We start from the raw sequence: 18,178 nt of genomic DNA, 5'->3' as shown, positions 1-18,178 counted from the left end.
TCGGGATGTTTCCCACGATTTCCCATTGCTAGACCACGAAAGCCCATGTAGCGCTTGTCCACAGCAAGCATAGGGGTTTTCGCATTATCCGAACCGCCAGCGTATCGACCCCGGTCGATGGGCCCGGGAAGGTCTTGCCCTGAAGCTTGCAGGCTGTGGGCGGATCAAACGAGTGGTGGACGAATCGTTTCTCGGTAATGCTTTGAACGCAATCGACGCGAAGCAGCGCGTGTCGGTTCCGTCGAGCTTCCGTGACGTCATCGCCGCACGCTCCGAAACGCGAGCCGTCATCCTCGGTCCCGCCGAACGCGCCGATTGCCTCGTCGGCTATGACCAGGGTTATCCGGCCAAGGCACGCGCCGAACTCGAAGCCCGTTTCGCCGGCGATTACAGCGAAGCTCGCGACGACCGCTTTCGCGCAACCTTCGGTTCGGCCGAAAAATTCCCGATCGACGACACCGGGCGGATCATCCTGTCGGCAGCGATGAAGGACGCCGGGGAGATTGACCGGCTCGCCTTGTTCTGGGGCATGGGCGACTATTTCGAGGTCTGGAACCCGCAGCGTTTCATCGCGCGGCCCGGCCTCGACCCGCGCGTCGTTCGGATGGTCCGCCGCTTGCTCGATGCGCGGGGCGAGGCATGAGCCACGTTCCCGTCCTGCTCGACGAAGTCATGGCAGCGCTCGCGCTAACCGAAGGCGATGTCTACGTCGACGCGACTTTCGGGGCGGGCGGATATTCGCGCGCTGCACTCGACTGCGGTGTCGGGCATATCTGGGGGTTCGATCGCGACCGCACCGCGATCGCCGCCAACCCGCTCGAAGATCCGCGCCTCATCCTCATCGAGGGCCGGTTTTCGGCGATGGATACCGAACTTGCGGCGCGCGGCGTCGACGGCGTTGACGCGGTGGCGATGGACATCGGCGTATCGTCGATGATGCTCGACCAGCCCGAGCGCGGCTTTTCGTTCATGGCCGATGGGCCGCTCGATATGCGGATGGGCAGCGACGGGCCGACCGCCGCCGACTTCATCAACACTGCAGGCGAGGCCGAAATCGCCGACGTCCTATTCAAGCTCGGCGACGAGCCCAAGGCGCGCCGAATCGCGCGCGCGATTGTCAACGACCGCCCGTTCGAGCGGACGTCGCAGCTCGCCGGGCTCGTTCGCAGCGTTTGTGGCGCGTCGAAGACCGGCAAGGACCCCGCGACGCGGACGTTTCAGGCACTGCGGATGTACGTCAACGACGAGCTCGGCGAACTCGACGCCGGTCTGCGCGCGGCAGAGCGCCTGCTGCGCCCGGGCGGACGCCTTGCGGTAGTGAGTTTTCACAGCCTCGAGGACCGCGCGGTCAAGCTGTTCCTCCGCAACCGCTCGGGAAGCGCGCCGGCGGGATCGCGGCATCTGCCGATGGCCGACGCCGGTCCGGCCCCGACCTTCATGGCGCCGGCCAAGCCGGTCCGCCCGTCCGACGAAGAGAATAATCGCAACCCCCGGGCGCGGTCCGCGACGCTGCGCGCCGCCGTCCGCACCGCCGCCCCAGCATGGAGAGCCGCATGAAAACCAGCTTCAAATCCGCCGCGATGATCGCCGCCGCGCTCGCCTCGGCGATGGGCTGCTACACCGTCTCGCTCCGCGCCTCGACCGAGCGTGCCGGGATCGACGCCGCGCGCCAGCGGATCGCGCGCGATACCGCCGACATCCGCCTCCTCCAGGCCGAACTCCGCACGCGGGCGCGGCTCCCCGAGCTTCAGCGCTGGAACGAGCAGGTTCTCGCGCTTGCCCCGCCACGTGCTGAGCAGTTGCTCGGCAGTCCGGTCCTGCTCGCAAGCTATGCTGCGCCGCTCCCCTCGCACACGCCCGTTGAGGTGGCTGCGGTCGTCCGCGATGCGCCTGCGCCCGTCGCGCCGATCCGCCGCGTCGCGTTCACGGCGCCGCGCATCGCCAACGACCTCAGCGTCGACGCGCGGCTCGTTGCGGTCGCTGCGAGCCAGACCGCAACCTTCCAGAAAATCGCCCTGCGGTGATTATGGCGGCGCTGCCGCGGCGAACGCTCCCGCTAGCCGGTCAACGGCAAGCGGCGCTCGCCCGCGCGCGGACGCGGCTGATGACGTGCGTCCTGCTGTTTGTTGCGATCGCCGGAATCCTCGGCCTGCGCCTCGCCGACCTTGCGCTGCTCCACGAGCGCGACACCGGCGGGCGTGAAGCTTTTGCGGCACCGATCCCACCACGCGGCGACATCTTCGACCGCAACGGCATCGAGCTCGCGCGGACCTTCGACGCGGTCGCGGTTGCGGTCGCCCCGCGCAAGCTCATCGGTGATCCGCACGCGCTCGCGCAGTCGCTGGCGGCGATCCTGACCGACAAGACCCCGGGGCAAATCTACTTCGAGCTCACCCATCCGGGTGCATTCCGCTATATCGCGCGCCGTGTCCTGCCGGAGCAGGCGAAACGGATCAACGACCTTGGCGAACCCGCGATCACGCTCGAGCGCGAGCCCGAGCGGCTGTATCCCAATGCCGATCTCGCCGCGCATGTCATTGGCTACACCGATATCGACGGTCATGGTAAATACGGGATGGAGCGCGCGCTCGACACCCGCCTGACCGCGCCGGCGACACGCGGCAAGCCGGTCTTCCTCGCGCTCGACAGCCGCGTTCAGCAGGCGCTCGAGAACGAGCTCGGCGCGGCGATGGCCGAGTTCACCGCGCTCGGCGCTGCCGGAATCGTCATGGACGTCCACACCGGCGAGGTCATAGCCCTCGCGTCGCTGCCCGATTTCAACCCCAACGCAGCCGGGCACGCCAGCGACAATGCACGCTTTAACCGGGCGACGCTGGGAGTGTATGAGCTCGGCTCGACCTTCAAGACGATGACGATCGCGATGTCGCTCAACGATGGTTTCATCAAGTCGATGGACCAGAAGTACGATGCGACCGCACCGATCCACATCGGCCGCTTCACAATTCATGACGACCCCGACGGTCACGAACTGCGTCGTTGGGCATCGGTACCGGACATCTTCATCCATTCGTCGAACATCGGCACCGCGCACATGGCGGCGGAATTGGGCGCGACCCGGCAGCGTGCGTATCTCGACGCGCTCGGCTTTTTGTCGCCGGTCAGTGGTGAATTGATGGAGCGCGGGCACACGCTGTACCCGGCATCGAACAACTGGGGCGAGATCGCGACGATGACGGTCGGCTTCGGTCACGGCATCGCGGTGACCCCGCTGCATCTGGCGACGGCGTATGCCACGGTCGTCAACGGCGGCATCTTCCGCCCGGCGACGATGCTGAAGGTCGAACCCGGCCAGGCGGTACCGGGCAAGCGCATCTTCAAGGAAAGCACCTCCGACCAGATGCGGGCGCTGCTGCGGATGGTGGTCCTGTCGGGCACGGGGCGGAAGGCGAACGCCGCCGGTTACCGCGTCGGCGGCAAGACTGGAACCGCCGAAAAGCAACAGGGCGGGCACTACGAAAAGCACGTCAATATCTCGACCTTCGCCGCCGCCTTTCCGATGGATGCGCCGCGCTATGTCGTGATCGCGCTGCTCGACGCGCCGCACGGGACGAAGAAAACCGGGGGGTATTCGACCGCCGGACAGGTTTCGGCGCCGATCATCGAGAAGATCGTGACGCGGATCGGGCCGATGTTGGGGGTCGCGCCCGACATGACGCACGACATCGATGTCAACGGCATGCTCGGGCTGGCTGCCAGCGCGCCGGACAAGGAATAGCATGAACTTAGGCGACCTGGCCGAGGTCGATCAGGCGCATCGCGGGCAGCCGGTGACGGGCTTTGCGCTCGACCATCGCAAGGTCGCGCCGGGGACGGTGTTCGGCGCGTTTCCCGGCAGCACGGTCAACGGCGAGGACTATATCGCCGCCGCCATCGCCAATGGCGCGGTCGCCGTCGTCGCCCGTCGGGGAGCGCGGGTCGACGGGGTTCCGCATCTGTCGGCGGACAAACCGCGGCGGCTGTTCGCGGCGATGGCGGCGAAATTCTTCGCGCCATCTCCTGAGGTTACCGTCGCGGTCACCGGAACCAACGGCAAGACCTCGACGGTCGAGCTGACGCGGCAGTTGTGGCGGCTTGCCGGGCATCATGCCGCGAGCATCGGGACGCTCGGCGTCACCACCGCCGACGATCAGGTCTCGACCGGGCTGACGACCCCCGACGTCGTCACCTTCCTCGCCAATATGGGCGGATTGGCACGCGAGGGGCTGACGCATGTCGCGTTCGAGGCGTCGAGTCATGGGCTGGCGCAGTACCGCACCGAGGGGCTTCGGGTTGCCGCTGCCGCCTTCACCAACCTCAGCCGCGACCACCTCGATTACCACGGTGACATGGAGTCGTATTTCGCCGCGAAGCTCCGGTTGTTCAGCGAAGTCCTTGATCCCGCAGGCGTTCCCGTCGTGTGGTGCGAGGACGACATGACGTGGAGCAGCCGCGTTATCGCCGCCGCGCACAAGCGCGCACAAGTGCCGCACACAGTCGGCCCCGCTGGCGATACCATCCGGCTCGCCGGGCGCACGCCTTCGCGGCTCGGCCAGACGCTCGATCTCGTCGTCGACGGCAAGACTTACCGCGTCGAGCTGCCGCTGATCGGCGCGTATCAGGCGGCGAACGCGCTCGTCGCGGCGGGGCTGGTGATCGCCACCGGCGGCGACGTCGCGGGCACGCTCGCCAATCTTGCGCGGGTCCAGCCGGTGCGCGGACGCCTCGAACGCGCGGTGATCGCGAAGTCGGGCGCACCGGTCTACGTCGACTACGCCCACACCCCCGACGGCCTCCGCGCCGCGATCGAGGCGCTGCGCCCGCATGCCGATGGCCGTCTGCGGCTGGTGTTCGGCGCGGGCGGCGACCGCGATACCGGCAAGCGTCCGCTGATGGGCGCGGTCGCGGTCGACCTCGCCGACGACGTCATCGTCACCGACGACAATCCGCGAACCGAGGACCCGGCGGCGATCCGTGCGGCGATCATGGCTGCGGCCCCGGGAGCGACCGAGATTGGTGACCGTCGCGCCGCGATCGCCGCCGCGATCCGCGCGAGCGGGCCGGGCGACGTGGTGCTAATCGCAGGCAAGGGCCACGAGCAGGGCCAGATCGTCGGCGACCGCGTCCTGCCATTCGACGATGTCGTAGTCGCGCGCGAAGTCGCCGAGCAGATTGCGCACGAGGCTGCGGAGTGACCCCGTTGTGGACCTCCGACGCCATTGCGACCGCGACCGGCGGGCTCGCCTCGGGCGCGTTCGCCGTCGACGGCGTCACCTTCGACTCGCGTGAAGTCGGCCCGCGCGACCTGTTCGTCGCGCTTTCGGGTGAGGCGACCGACGGCCATCGCTTCGTCGATCAGGCGGTCCAGCGCGGTGCGAGCGGCTTCCTCGTCAGCGAGTCGATCGACGCCCCCAACGTCCAGGTCGTCGATACGATGGCCGGCCTCACCGCGCTCGCCGTCTCCGCCCGCGCGCGGACCAGTGCAAAGATCATCGGCGTCACCGGCAGCGTCGGCAAGACCGGGGTCAAGGAGGCGATCCGCCTCGCGCTGACCCGCGCCATGCCCGACCGCGTCCATGCCTCGGTCAAGTCGTACAACAATCACACCGGCGTGCCGCTCAGCCTCGCGCGGATGCCCGCCGACACCCGCGCCGGGGTGTTCGAGATGGGGATGAACCACGCCGGCGAACTCGCCGTGCTGACCCGCCTCGTCCGCCCGGATATCGCCGTCGTCACCGCGATCGCCAGCGCCCACCGCGAATTCTTCGCCAGCGAGGAGGCGATCGCCGATGCCAAAGGCGAGATCTTCGCCGGGCTCGAACCCGGCGGCGTCGCCATCGTCCCGTTCGATTCCCCCCACCGCGACCGGCTGATCGGCCATGCACAGGCCCATGCCGCGCGGATCGTCACCTTCGGGTTGGGGGAGGGGGCCGACGTCCGCGCCACCGCCTTCACGCACCACCCCGATTGCACGACCGCGACCGCGACGATCGGCGAGCATCGCCTGATGTTCCGGATCGGCATGGCCGGGGCGCATTGGCTGTCGAACGCGCTCGCGGTCCTTGCTGCGGTCGACGCGGCGGGGGGCGACCTCGCGCTCGCCGGTCTCGCGCTCGCCGAACTGACCGATTTGCCGGGGCGCGGCGCGCGCTTTGCGGTGCTGCGCGACGAGGGCACGGCGACGGTGATCGACGAAAGCTACAACGCCAACCCAGCGTCGATGGCGGCGGCGCTCGGCGTCCTCGGCGGGGTCAAGCCGGCGGGGCAGGGGCGGCGGATCGCGGTGCTCGGCGAGATGCGCGAACTCGGCGACGGGTCGGACGGCTTCCACGCCGGGCTCGCGGCGGCGGTCGAGGCGGCGGGAGTCGACCGCGCAATCCTCGTCGGCGACGCGATGGCGGCACTCGCCGACGCCCTGCCGCGCCGAATTACGACCACCCGCGCCGCCGACGCGACGGATGCCTTCGCGATCCTCGATAAGGCCCTTGCGGCAAACGACGTGGTGCTGATCAAGGGGTCGAACAGCGTCGGCCTCGGTTCACTCGTCGCGCGTTTGCGAAAGGCGGCGGCATGATCTTCATTCTGGCAAAGATGGCGGGGTTCGAGGGCGTCCTTAACCTGTTCCGCTACATCACCTTCCGCTCGGGCGCGGCGGTGATGACCGCGCTGATCATCGCGCTGTGGATCGGACCGCGCTTCATTCTGTGGCTCAAGGGCAAGCAGGGCAAAGGACAGCCGATCCGCAGTGACGGGCCCGCGTCGCACCTGCTGACCAAGAAAGGCACGCCGACGATGGGCGGGCTGATGATCCTGATCTCGATGACGGTGTCGACCGTATTGTGGATGGACGTCACCGACGGCTTCACCTGGGCGTGCCTGTTCGTCACGCTCGGCTTCGGCGCGATCGGCTTCATGGACGACTATGACAAGGTGGTGAAACGCTCGGCCAAGGGTGTGTCGGGGCGGATCCGGCTGCTTCTCGAATTCGTCATCGCCGGGGCCGCGGTCTGGTACATCGGCACCCGCGACGGCCACACATTGTATCTGCCGTTCCTCAAGGACGCCGGGCTATACCTCGGCTTCGGCTATATCGTCTTCGGCGCGTTCATCGTCGCCGGGTTCGGCAATGCGGTCAATCTGACCGACGGGCTCGACGGGCTGGCGACGATGCCGGTGATCATCGCCGCGCTGACCCTCGGGGTCATCGCCTATGTCGCGGGGAACATCCGCTTTTCCGATTATCTTGGCATCCACCATGTCCCCGGATCGGGCGAGCTCGCGGTGTTCGTCGGGGCGCTGATCGGCGCGTGCCTCGGCTTCCTGTGGTTCAACGCGCCTCCGGCGGCGGTCTTCATGGGCGACACCGGAAGCCTCGCATTGGGCGGCGCACTCGGCACGATCGCGGTCGTGACCAACCACGAGATCGTCTTGCTGCTGATCGGCGGGCTGTTCGTGCTCGAGACCGTCAGCGTCATCGTCCAGGTCGTCAGCTTTAAGACGACCGGCAAGCGCGTCTTCAAGATGGCCCCGCTGCACCACCACTACGAACAGCTCGGCTGGAGCGAGTCGACGGTGGTGATCCGCTTCTGGATCGTGTCGCTGATCCTCGCGCTCGCGGGCCTGTCGACGTTGAAACTGCGGTGATCACCTCCACCCTCTGGGCCGGGAAGACCTTCGGCGTCTTCGGCCTTGCGCGCACTGGCAAGTCGGTCATCGCCGCGCTTACCGCGAGCGGCGCAACCGCGCTCGCGTGGGACGACGGCGAGGCTGCGCGCGCGGCGTTCACCGGCGAACTGACCGACCTCCACTCTGCCGACCTGAGCAAGCTCGACGCGATGATCGTCTCCCCCGGCGTCCCCCACGACGCGCCGCTGTTCCGTCGCGCCGTCGCCGCACGCATCCCGGTCATCGGTGACATCGAGCTCTTCGCGCAGGCGCGCGCCGGACTGCCGGCCCACAAGGTCGTCGCCGTCACCGGGACCAACGGCAAGTCGACCACCGCCGCGCTGATCCACCACACGCTCGTCACGGCCGGCATACCCGCGCGCCTCGGCGGTAACATCGGCGTGCCGATCCTGTCGGAGGAGCCGCTGGCAGAGGACGGCGTCTACGTCCTCGAACTGTCGAGCTTCCAGCTCGACCTGACCTACAGCCTCGTCAGCGAGGTCGCGGTGCTGCTCAACATCACGCCCGACCACCTCGACCGCCACAAGACGATGGCGGCGTACGCGGCGGCGAAGGCGCGGCTGTTCGCGATGCAGATCCCCGCCGACTTCGCGATCGTCGGGCAGGACGACCGCCTGTCGCGCGATATCGGCGACGACGCCGTTGCGCGGGTCATTCCGATTTCGGCCGCCACGCGACTCGGCGAGGGCGTCAGCGTCACCGGCGGGCGGCTGGTCTTCGGCGGGGTCGACGAGGGCGCGCAGGCCGACTGGCCCGCGCTCGCCGGGCCGCATAACGCGCAGAATGCCGCAGCCGCAGTCGGCGCCGCGCTCGTCCTCGGCCTCGACCGTCCGACGATCGCGCGTGGCCTGGCCAGCTACCCCGGCCTGCCGCACCGGATGGAGCGCATCGCCGAAGTAGCGGGGGTCGCGTACGTCAACGACAGCAAGGCGACCAACCCGACGTCCGCCGCGCCGGCGTTGGCGGCGTTCGCGCATGTCCACTGGATCGCGGGCGGCCTCGCCAAGACCGACGAGCTCGACGCCTGCCTGCCGTTCCTCGGCCATGTCCGCGCGGCATATCTGATCGGGCAGGCCTCCCCGGTATTCGCGGACATCCTCGACGGCCGGGTGCCGGTGGTGATGGCGGAGACGCTCGACCGCGCAGTGGCGCTCGCCGCCGCAGCCGCCCGCCCCGGCGACACCGTCCTGCTGTCGCCCGCGTGCGCTTCGTACGACCAGTTCACCGATTATGCGGCGCGCGGTGCCGCCTTCCGCCAACTCGTGGAGGCCCTGTGAAGCATCTGTCGCGCAACGACCGCTCGACCCTCGGCCGCTGGTTCTGGACGATCGACAAGCCGCTGCTGACGCTGGTGCTGCTGTTGATCGGTCTCGGCGTGATCGCGGTCGCCGCCGCCTCGCCCGTCGCCGCGCGCCGCTATTCGGGGGGCAATTTCCACGTCGACGACCTGTTCTACCTCAAGCGTCAGATCATGTGGGTCCTCGCGGGTGTGCCTTTGATGCTCGCTGTCTCGATGCTGCCGATGACGTGGGCGAAGCGTGTCGCGATCGGCGGCACGATCGGCTTCCTGGTCATGCTGTTCGCCGTTCCCTTTGTCGGTAGCGAGGTCAACGGCGCGGTCCGCTGGATCAACCTCCCGGGGTTCCAGCTCCAGCCGTCCGAGTTCCTCAAGCCGCTGTTCATCGTCACCACCGCATGGCTGCTCGCGGCGCGCTTCGACGACCGGACACTGCCGACGATGCAATTGTCGTTCGGGCTGCTCGTCGTCATCTCGGCATTGCTGATCAAGCAGCCCGACTTTGGCCAGACGGCATTGTTCGCCGCGGTCTGGGCGGCGCAGGCGATCCTCGCCGGCATGAGCGTGATGGTCATCGGCGGCCTCGCGTGTTTCGCGGTTGCCGGGATGGGTGTCGCGTATCTGACGTCGACCCATGTCGCCGAACGGATCGACCATTTCGTCAAGGGGACCGGCGACACCTACCAGATCGACCGCGCGCTCGACTGTTTCAAGGCGGGCGGACTGTTCGGCGCGGGACCGGGCGAGGGGCAGATGAAGTTCCGCCTGCCCGAGGCGCAGACCGACTATATCTTCTCGGTGATAGGCGAGGAGTTCGGCGCGATCGCGTGCTTCATGCTCGCGGTGCTGTACCTCGCGATCGTCGTCCGCGTCCTCCTCCAGCTGCTCGACGAGGAGGAGCCGTTCGTCTTCCTCGCCGCCGCCGGCCTCGCGATCCAGTTCGGCCTGCAGGCGGCGATCAACATGGCGGTCAACCTCGCGCTGCTGCCGTCGAAGGGGATGACGTTGCCGTTCGTCAGCCACGGCGGGTCGTCGTTTCTCGCGCTGTCGATCGGCATGGGGCTGCTCCTCGCGCTGACCCGCCGCAATCCATACCTCAAGGCGTCGCCGTACGCGGCGGCGGCGCGGGCGGCATGACCCGCCACTACGTCGTCGCAGCGGGCGGGACCGGCGGCCACATGGTCCCGGCGCACGTCCTTGCGGGCGAGCTGATTGCGCGCGGCCACCGGGTCACGCTGATGACCGACGCGCGGGGTCTGCGCTTTCCCGGGCTGTTCGATGGCGTGGCGACGCGGATCGTCGAGTCGGCGGTGCTCGGCGGAAAGAACCCGCTCGGCTGGGTGCGAATGCTGGCGAAGGTTTGGCGCGGGCGGGGCGAGGCGAAGGCTTTTTTCCTTGCCGAGCACGTCGCCGCGGTCGTCGGCTTCGGCGGCTATCCGTCGCTGCCGCCGTTGCTTGCGGCGATCGGGCTCAAGCGCCCGGCGGTGCTCCACGAACAGAATGCGGTCCTCGGCCGGGTCAACCGGCTGCTTGCGGGGCCGGCGACGCGGATCGCGCTGAGCTTCGAACCGACGCAGCGGCTCGCGCCAAGGTACGGACCGAAGACCGTCTTCACCGGCCTCCCCGTCCGCGCCGACATCGCCGCGATCGGCGCCGCGCCGTATCCCTCCACCGACGGCGTCATCGAAATCTTCGTCACCGGCGGGAGCCAGGGCGCAACGATCCTGTCACGCGTCGTCCCCGCCGCGATCGGGCGGCTGCCGCACGATTTGCGTGCGCGGCTTCGCGTAACGCAGCAGTGCCGGCCCGAGGACATCGCCGCCGTCCGCGCGCTTTACGTCGATCAGGGGACGACCGCAGTGCTCGAAACCTATTTCGCCGATTTCGCCGCGCGGCTGGCGGCAGCGCATCTCGTCATCACCCGGTCGGGCGCATCGACGATGGCCGAACTCGCCGCCGCCGGTCGTCCCGCGATCCTCGTTCCCTTCGCCGCCGCGACCGACGACCATCAGTTTGCCAACGCCGCGACCTTCGTTGCGGCCGGAGCGGGGCCGATGCTGCGCGAGGCCGATTTCACCCCCGACGCCGTCGCCGCGGCGATTGTTTCGCTGCTGACGACTCCGGGGGCGTTGGCAAAGGCGGCACAAGCGGCCAAGAGCGTCGGTCATCCCGACGCCGGCGCAAAGCTCGCCGACCTCGCGACCAGCCTTGGAACACAGACATGACCGGCCCGCACCTATGACCGGAATCGCCCGCGAGATCGGCACGATCCACTTCATCGGCATCGGCGGCATCGGCATGTCGGGGATCGCTGAGGTGATGCACAATCTCGGCTACACCGTGCAGGGGTCCGACGTCGCCGAGGGCTATGTCATCGAGGGGCTGCGCGACCGCGGCATCCACGTGATGATCGGCCACGATGCAGCGAACCTCGGCGATGCCGCGGTCGTCGTCACGTCGACCGCGATCAAGCGCGCCAACCCTGAGGTCGAGGCGGCGATCGAGCGGCGCATCCCGATCGTCCGCCGCGCCGAAATGCTCGCCGAGCTGATGCGGTTGAAGTCGACCGTCGCGATCGCCGGCACCCACGGCAAGACGACGACGACGTCGATGATCGCGGCGCTGCTCGATGCGGGCGGCATGGACCCGACGGTGATCAACGGCGGGATCATCAACACCTACGGCTCTAACGCGCGGCTCGGCGCGGGCGAATGGATGGTCGTCGAGGCCGACGAATCCGACGGCAGTTTCTTGCGCCTCCACGGCACGATCGGCGTCGTCACCAACATCGATCCCGAACATCTCGACCACTACGGCAGCTTCGACCGGGTGCGCGACGCCTTCGTCGAGTTCATCGAACACGTCCCCTTTTATGGCGCGGGCATCCTGTGCCTCGACCATCCCGAGGTCCAGGCGATGCTGCCCAAGGTCCAGGACCGGCGGATCATCACCTACGGCTTTTCGGCGCAGGCAGATGTCCGCGGCGAGAACGTGACTCCGGTGCCGGGGGGCAACAGCTTTACCGCCGTCGTCCGCGACCGCGCGGGCAACGAGCGCCGGATCGAGCCGCTCCATTTGCCGATGCCGGGACGGCACAACGTCCAGAACGCGCTAGCCGCGGTCGCGGTCGCGGTCGAGCTCGGGATCAGCGACGCCGCGATCACGACGGGGTTCGCGCGCTTCGGCGGGGTCAAGCGGCGCTTCACCAAGGTCGGGGAAGTAGGCGGGGTCGCGATCATCGACGACTACGGCCACCACCCGGTCGAAATCCGTGCGGTGCTGTCGGCGGCGCGTGAAGGCGCGCAGGGTCGGGTCATCGCGGTCGTCCAGCCGCACCGCTTCACCCGGCTGCAATCGCTGATGACCGAGTTCCAGACCGCTTTCAACGACGCCGACATGGTCATCGTCGCGCCGGTCTATGCCGCGGGCGAAGCGCCGATCGAGGGGGTCGACGCCGATGCGCTCGCGGTCGGGTTGAAGCGCGCGGGGCACCGGTCGGTCGCGACGACGACGGGGGCGGCCGATCTGGCGGAGCAGCTTGCGGCGATCATTCAGCCGGGCGATATGGTGGTTTGTCTCGGCGCGGGGGACATCACGAAATGGGCGGCGGGGTTGGCCACGGCGATCACGCCTCTGCTTCCCTCCCCCCTCGAGGGGGAGGGACGGGTTGCGTCCTTCGCGCAACCGGGGAGAGAAGGCGGATGAGCGCGCTCGGCACTCACCCTCACCCTGGCGTGCAAAGGCACGCCTGTCCCTCTCCCTCAAGGGGAGAGGGATTTCGTGGGTCGATCGAGCCGCATGGCTCGCTTGCCGACTTCATCTGGTTCCGCACCGGCGGCCCGGCGGAGTGGCTTGTCCGCCCCGCCGACCTCGACGATCTGCGCGGCTATCTCGCTGACCTCCCGGACGACGTGCCGGTGATGGCGGTCGGGGTCGGATCGAACCTCATCGTCCGCGACGGCGGCGTTCACGGAGCGGTCGTCCGCTTGCCGAAGTCGTTCGCCGCCGTGACGATTGACGGCGACACAGTCCGCGCCGGAGCCGCAGCGATGGGGATCACCGTCGCCAGCGCCGCGCGCGACGCTGGCCTCGCGGGACTCGAATTTCTCCGGGGCATCCCCGGCACCGTCGGCGGCGCAGTGCGGATGAATGCCGGGGCTTATGGCCGCGACGTGTCCGACTGCCTGATCGAGGCGACCGTCGTCGCGCGCGACGGCTCGATCGCGACGGTCGCCGCGGCCGACCTCGGCTTCGATTATCGCCACTCCGCGCTCCCCGCCGACAGCATTGTCGTGAGCGCCACGTTCCGCACCACCTCCGGCGACCGCGCGGTGATCGCCGCCGAGATGGACCGCATCGCCGCCGAGCGCGAGGCGTCGCAGCCGCTGCGTTCGCGTACCGGCGGCTCGACCTTCCGCAATCCCGACGGCGACAAGGCGTGGCGGCTGATCGATGCCGCCGGGTGCCGCGGGCTCCGCCACGGCGGTGCGCAGGTCAGCGAGAAGCACACCAATTTCCTGATCAACACCGGCGACGCGACGAGCGCCGATATCGAAGCGCTCGGCGAGGAGGTTCGTACGCGCGTCCTCGCGCACAGCGGCGTCGACCTCCACTGGGAAATCGCCCGGGTCGGCCAATTCGTCGAGCAGCGGCCATGAAGGTCGCGGTCCTGATGGGCGGCTGGTCCGCCGAGCGCGAGGTGTCGCTGACCTCGGGAGGGGGCATCGCCGCCGCGCTCGAACGCCTCGGCCACGAGGTCGTCGGGATCGACATGGGCCGCGACGTCGCCGCGCGGCTGGCCGCTGCGGCTCCCGATGTCGTGTTCAACGCCCTCCACGGCACGCCGGGCGAGGATGGCAGCGTGCAGGGGATGCTCGACCTGATGGGGCTCAAATACACCCATTCGGGGTTGCGGACGTCGGCGATCGCGATCGACAAGGTGTTGACCAAGGCGGTACTCGTGCCGCTGGGCATCCCGATGCCGGGCGGGCGCGTCGTCACCTCGGCGAGCCTCCACGACCGCGACCCGCTGCCGCGCCCATACGTCCTCAAGCCGGTCAACGAAGGGTCGAGCGTCGGCGTCGCGATCGTCACCGACGCCTCGAACTACGGCAACCCGATCGCCCGCGACGTGCCGGGGCCGTGGCAGAGCTTCGACGAACTACTCGCCGAGCCATTCATCGCCGGGCGCGAACTTACGACGGCGGTCCTCGACGGTCCCGACGGCCCATGGGCGCTGGCGGTGACCGAGTTGACCACCGCGCAGGGCTTCTACGACTATGAGGCGAAGTACAGCGAGGGCCGTACCGTCCACCATTGCCCCGCCGATCTGCCCGACGACATCACCGCCGCCGCGCTCGATATCGCCGTCCGCGCCCACGTCGCGCTCGGCTGCCGGGGGGCGTCGCGGTCGGACTTCCGCTGGGATCCGGCGGCGGGCGTCGACGGGCTCTACCTGCTCGAGGTCAACACCCAGCCGGGCATGACCGCGCTCAGCCTCGTCCCCGAACAGGCGCGGTATCGCGGCATCGATTACGACGACCTCGTCGCGCGCATCCTTGCGAGCGCGGCATGACGACGGCGGTGATCAAGCGCCGTGCCCCCGCGCGCCGTCCGGTGGCGAAGAAGCGCGAGCCGGTGCCGATGGTCCGCGTGCCCGTCGCCGCCGGTCGGTTGTGGCGGCACGTCGCGGCGGGTTTCATCGCGCTCGCGCTGGTCGCCTCTGTGGTCGTCGCGATCCTGCTCCACGTCCCCGAGCGCGCGTGGCTGTCGACCGCGCAAGCCGCGAGCCGCGCCGGGTTCGAGGTCCGTCACGTCGAGGTCCACGGCGTCGCCAACGCCCCCCGCCTCGCGGTCGTCACCGCTGCGCTCGAAGGCCCGACCAACTCGATGCTGCTCGTCGATCTGTCCGCGGCACGCGCTCGTCTTCGGGCGCTGTCGTGGGTCGCCGATGCGAGCGTCGCGCGGCGGCTGCCCGATACGCTGATCGTCGATATCGTCGAGCGCCGCCCGGTCGCTCTTTGGCAGTATCACCACAAGCTCGCGGCGGTCGACCGCAGCGGCATCGCGCTGACCGGCGACCACCTCGACCGCTTCGCCACGCTGCCGCTGATCGTCGGCGCGGGGGCGAACGAGCATGTCGACGACCTGCTCGCCCTGCTCGGCGGCCAGCCGCGCCTCGCTGGGACGGTCGACGCCGCGACCTTCGTCGGCCAGCGGCGCTGGGACCTGCGCTTCAAGTCGGGCGAGACGCTCGCGCTCCCCGAGGGCGCGCTCGCACCCGCCGCGCTGGCGAAGTTCGACGCGCTCGACCGCAAGACCGGGATGCTCGGCAAGGGCTATGTCTGGTTCGATCTCCGCCAGCCTGGTCAGATGACGGTGCGCGTCGCGGCACCGGTCAAGCCCGACAAAAAGAAGACGCCGAATAAGCCGGTGACGATTTGAGCACCGCCAAACCGCAGCGCGGCGAACGCACCGTCACCGTCCTCGACGTCGGCACGTCGAAGGTCGCGGCGCTGATCGCTCTGATCGGCGCGAACGGCGCCGACCCGCGCGTCATCGGCGTCGGCCAGCGTGTCTGCCACGGCGTCCGCCGCGGGCTCGTCGCCGACATGGAGAAGACCGAGAGCGCGATCCGCGCCGCGGTCGACCAGGCCGAACGCAACGCCGGGGTCCAGGCCGAGGCGGTCTACGTCAACATGTCGGCGGGCGGGCTGCGCAGTGAGGTCGAGAACGTCGAGATCGATATCGGCGGCCACAAGATCTCCGCCGCCGACATGACGACGCTGCTTGCCGCCGGGCGCGCGCGGATCGACCCCGGCAGCCGCACCGTCCTCCACGCCCAGCCCGCATTGTATTCGATCGACGGGCTGACCGGAGTGCAAAGTCCGGTCGGGTTTCACGCCGACAGGCTCGGCATGGACATCCACATCGTCACCGCCGACACGCCGCCGATCCGCAACCTCGACCTCGCGGTCCGCAGCGCGCATCTCGGGGTGCGGACGATGGTCGCATCCCCCGCCGCATCGAGCCTCGCGGTCCTCGCCGCCGAAGAGCGCGAGCTGGGTGTCGCGCTTGTCGAGATCGGCGCAGGGGTGACCAACATCGCGGTCCACATGATGGGGCAGTTGGTCGGCGTCGCCTCGATCGCGATGGGCGCTGGCGACATCACCAACGACATCGCCTCGGCATTCGCGACGCGGCGCAGCCATGCCGAGCGGCTGAAGACGCTTCACGGCGCGGCGATCACCGCGCAAAAGGACAATCACGACATCATCGAGGTGCCGCCGATCAGCGACGACGACACCGCCGAGCCGCTCCGCGTGCCGAAGTCGCAGATCGTCGCGGTCGTCCGCCACCGGCTCGACCTGTTGTTCGGCGAGGTTGCGCTGCTGCTGCCGCAGATGGGGTTCACCGGCCCCCAGGCGCGGCAGGTCGTGCTCACCGGCGGCGGCGCGGAGATCAAGTCGATCGCCGATTTTGCGCAAGGCGTGCTCGGCAAGAACGTCCGTCTCGGCCGCCCGCGCGGGCTTACGGGGTTGCCCGATGCGCAGTCGGGGTGCGCGTTCGCGACGCTTGCGGGCCTCGCTTTGTTCGCTGCCGAAGACCTGCCCGACATGTGGAATGCCAAGCCGTCGACCGCGTCCGCCGCGAAGGGCGGGAAGCCGTCGGGGCGGCTCCAGCAAATGGTCGATAAATTACGTTCTAGCCTGTGAAGTACTTGGACCAGACTCACCGTCTGTAGTATGACAGTTGGAAGAGGAGACGAGATATGGTGGATTTCAAGCGTCCCGAGCTGACTGAGCTCAAGCCGCGGATTGCTGTCATCGGCGTCGGTGGAGCCGGCGGCAATGCCGTCACCAACATGATCGTCAGCGGCCTCCAGGGGGTCGACTTCGTCGTCGCCAATACCGACGCGCAGAGCCTTGCGGTCAGCGAGGCGGAGACGCGTATCCAGCTCGGGCTCAAGATCACCCAGGGCCTCGGTGCCGGGTCGCGTCCCGAGATCGGTCGCGCCGCTGCCGAGGAAACGATCGAGCAGATCGAAGCGGCGCTCGACGGCTGCCACATGTGCTTCATCACCGCCGGCATGGGCGGCGGCACCGGCACCGGCGCGGCCCCGGTCGTCGCCCGCGCGGCGCGCGAAAAGGGCATCCTGACCGTCGGCGTCGTCACCAAGCCGTTCGCCTTCGAGGGCTTGAAGCGGATGCGCTCGGCCGAGGAAGGCATCGTCGAGCTGCAGAAGCACGTCGACACGCTGATCATCATTCCGAACCAGAATTTGTTCCTCATCGCCAACGCCAACACGACCTTCAAGGACGCGTTCGCGATGGCCGACCAGGTCCTCCACCAGGGCGTCCGCGGCATCACCGACCTGATGATCATGCCCGGCCTGATCAACCTCGACTTCGCCGACATCCGCACCGTCATGTCCGAAATGGGCAAGGCGATGATGGGCACGGGCGAGGCATCGGGCGAGAATCGCGCGATCGAGGCGGCCGAAAAGGCGATTGCCAACCCGTTGCTTGACGAAGTCTCGATGCGCGGCGCGAAGGGCGTCATCATCAACATCACCGGCGGCGACGACCTCCGCCTGATGGAAGTCGACGAGGCGGCAACGCACATCCGTGAGATGGTCGACCCTGAGGCGAACATCATCGTCGGCTCGGCATTCAACCCCGACCTCAACGGCGTCATGCGGGTGTCGGTCGTCGCGACCGGGATCGACGTCGTCGCGCGGACCCCGGCGGTCAGCACGACGCGGACGATGCCCGCGTTCGGCGGCACCGCGTCGGCATTCCCGACTGCCGCCGCGCCGCGCACACCGGCCCCCGAGCCGACCGTCAGTGCGAGTGCTCACGCCGTCACCGAACCCGAACCCGAGCCGCTCGACCTCAGCCTCGATGACGTCGTCGACGAGCCCGCCGAGCCGATGATCCGCTTCACCCCCGCGCCGCCGCAGCCCGCCGCCCCGGTTGTTGCAGCGACCCCGGCCGCGCTGACGCCGATGCGCCCGCAGCCCGAGGTCGAGGAAAAGCCGCTGACCTTGTTCGAGAAGATGATGAACCTCAGCCGCAAGCCCGCCGCGCGCCCGGCCGTCACGACGCTCGCCCCCGATCCCGAGGGTGAGCCCGACCCCCAGCCGGAGGTTGCGATTCCATCGTTCTTCAAGAAGCAGGCGAACAACTAGGGCGGGGT

General features: G+C 68.8%; 16 protein-coding genes. All 16 read left to right on the top strand.

Features of this window, described 5'->3' with window-relative positions; all coding sequences use genetic code 11:
- Positions 1 to 175: 175 nt before the first annotated feature.
- The 16 genes from KZX46_RS20690 to ftsZ are packed head-to-tail and all read left to right on the top strand — an operon-like array spanning position 176 to position 18,170.
- Positions 176 to 643, top strand: a complete 468-nt coding sequence (locus KZX46_RS20690) for a division/cell wall cluster transcriptional repressor MraZ (RefSeq protein WP_219775517.1) — start codon at positions 176 to 178, stop codon at positions 641 to 643.
- A complete protein-coding gene (gene rsmH / locus KZX46_RS20685) occupies positions 640 to 1,557 on the top strand; it encodes a 16S rRNA (cytosine(1402)-N(4))-methyltransferase RsmH (protein WP_219775516.1) in 918 nt (305 codons plus the stop codon). Before KZX46_RS20690 ends, rsmH begins: the two co-directional genes overlap by 4 nt.
- On the top strand, positions 1,554 to 2,024 hold the full coding sequence (locus KZX46_RS20680; RefSeq protein ID WP_216708375.1) for a hypothetical protein: 471 nt from the start codon (positions 1,554 to 1,556) through the stop codon (positions 2,022 to 2,024). The genes rsmH and KZX46_RS20680 overlap by 4 nt, the downstream gene beginning before the upstream one ends.
- A gap of 2 nt (positions 2,025 to 2,026) precedes the next feature.
- Complete coding sequence (locus KZX46_RS20675) at positions 2,027 to 3,736, top strand: penicillin-binding protein 2 (RefSeq protein WP_216708857.1); 1,710 nt, start codon at positions 2,027 to 2,029, stop codon at positions 3,734 to 3,736.
- A 1-nt stretch (position 3,737) separates the two neighbouring features.
- Positions 3,738 to 5,192: a UDP-N-acetylmuramoyl-L-alanyl-D-glutamate--2,6-diaminopimelate ligase gene (locus KZX46_RS20670; RefSeq protein WP_219775515.1), complete on the top strand. Its 1,455-nt coding sequence runs from the start codon at positions 3,738 to 3,740 to the stop codon at positions 5,190 to 5,192.
- Positions 5,189 to 6,571, top strand: coding sequence for a UDP-N-acetylmuramoyl-tripeptide--D-alanyl-D-alanine ligase (murF, locus tag KZX46_RS20665; RefSeq protein ID WP_219775514.1), 1,383 nt, complete (start codon positions 5,189 to 5,191; stop codon positions 6,569 to 6,571). Before KZX46_RS20670 ends, murF begins: the two co-directional genes overlap by 4 nt.
- Entirely contained in the window at positions 6,568 to 7,641 is a 1,074-nt protein-coding gene (gene mraY, locus KZX46_RS20660; protein WP_219775513.1) for a phospho-N-acetylmuramoyl-pentapeptide-transferase, read from the top strand. The genes murF and mraY overlap by 4 nt, the downstream gene beginning before the upstream one ends.
- Entirely contained in the window at positions 7,638 to 8,960 is a 1,323-nt protein-coding gene (gene murD, locus KZX46_RS20655) for a UDP-N-acetylmuramoyl-L-alanine--D-glutamate ligase (protein WP_219775512.1), read from the top strand. The genes mraY and murD overlap by 4 nt, the downstream gene beginning before the upstream one ends.
- Entirely contained in the window at positions 8,957 to 10,117 is a 1,161-nt protein-coding gene (locus tag KZX46_RS20650; RefSeq protein ID WP_219775511.1) for an FtsW/RodA/SpoVE family cell cycle protein, read from the top strand. The genes murD and KZX46_RS20650 overlap by 4 nt, the downstream gene beginning before the upstream one ends.
- Positions 10,114 to 11,205, top strand: coding sequence for a glycosyltransferase (locus KZX46_RS20645; protein ID WP_219775510.1), 1,092 nt, complete (start codon positions 10,114 to 10,116; stop codon positions 11,203 to 11,205). Before KZX46_RS20650 ends, KZX46_RS20645 begins: the two co-directional genes overlap by 4 nt.
- A gap of 13 nt (positions 11,206 to 11,218) precedes the next feature.
- Positions 11,219 to 12,685: a UDP-N-acetylmuramate--L-alanine ligase gene (murC, locus tag KZX46_RS20640; RefSeq protein WP_219775509.1), complete on the top strand. Its 1,467-nt coding sequence runs from the start codon at positions 11,219 to 11,221 to the stop codon at positions 12,683 to 12,685.
- Positions 12,682 to 13,638, top strand: coding sequence for a UDP-N-acetylmuramate dehydrogenase (murB, locus tag KZX46_RS20635; RefSeq protein ID WP_219775508.1), 957 nt, complete (start codon positions 12,682 to 12,684; stop codon positions 13,636 to 13,638). Before murC ends, murB begins: the two co-directional genes overlap by 4 nt.
- Entirely contained in the window at positions 13,635 to 14,555 is a 921-nt protein-coding gene (locus KZX46_RS20630; protein ID WP_219775507.1) for a D-alanine--D-alanine ligase, read from the top strand. Before murB ends, KZX46_RS20630 begins: the two co-directional genes overlap by 4 nt.
- Positions 14,552 to 15,424: a cell division protein FtsQ/DivIB gene (locus KZX46_RS20625; protein WP_219775506.1), complete on the top strand. Its 873-nt coding sequence runs from the start codon at positions 14,552 to 14,554 to the stop codon at positions 15,422 to 15,424. Before KZX46_RS20630 ends, KZX46_RS20625 begins: the two co-directional genes overlap by 4 nt.
- The gene (ftsA, locus tag KZX46_RS20620; RefSeq protein WP_216708386.1) at positions 15,421 to 16,695 is read left to right on the top strand and encodes a cell division protein FtsA; all 1,275 of its coding nucleotides are present in this window, start codon (positions 15,421 to 15,423) and stop codon (positions 16,693 to 16,695) included. The genes KZX46_RS20625 and ftsA overlap by 4 nt, the downstream gene beginning before the upstream one ends.
- Before the next feature lie 56 nt (positions 16,696 to 16,751).
- The gene (ftsZ, locus tag KZX46_RS20615; protein WP_216708387.1) at positions 16,752 to 18,170 is read left to right on the top strand and encodes a cell division protein FtsZ; all 1,419 of its coding nucleotides are present in this window, start codon (positions 16,752 to 16,754) and stop codon (positions 18,168 to 18,170) included.
- Positions 18,171 to 18,178 lie beyond the last annotated feature (8 nt).

Source organism: Polymorphobacter sp. PAMC 29334, assembly GCF_019431245.1.
GTDB lineage: Bacteria > Pseudomonadota > Alphaproteobacteria > Sphingomonadales > Sphingomonadaceae > Polymorphobacter_B > Polymorphobacter_B megasporae.
The sequence above is the reverse complement of the archived record's forward strand: the minus strand, read 5'-3'. Positions and strand labels throughout refer to the sequence as shown.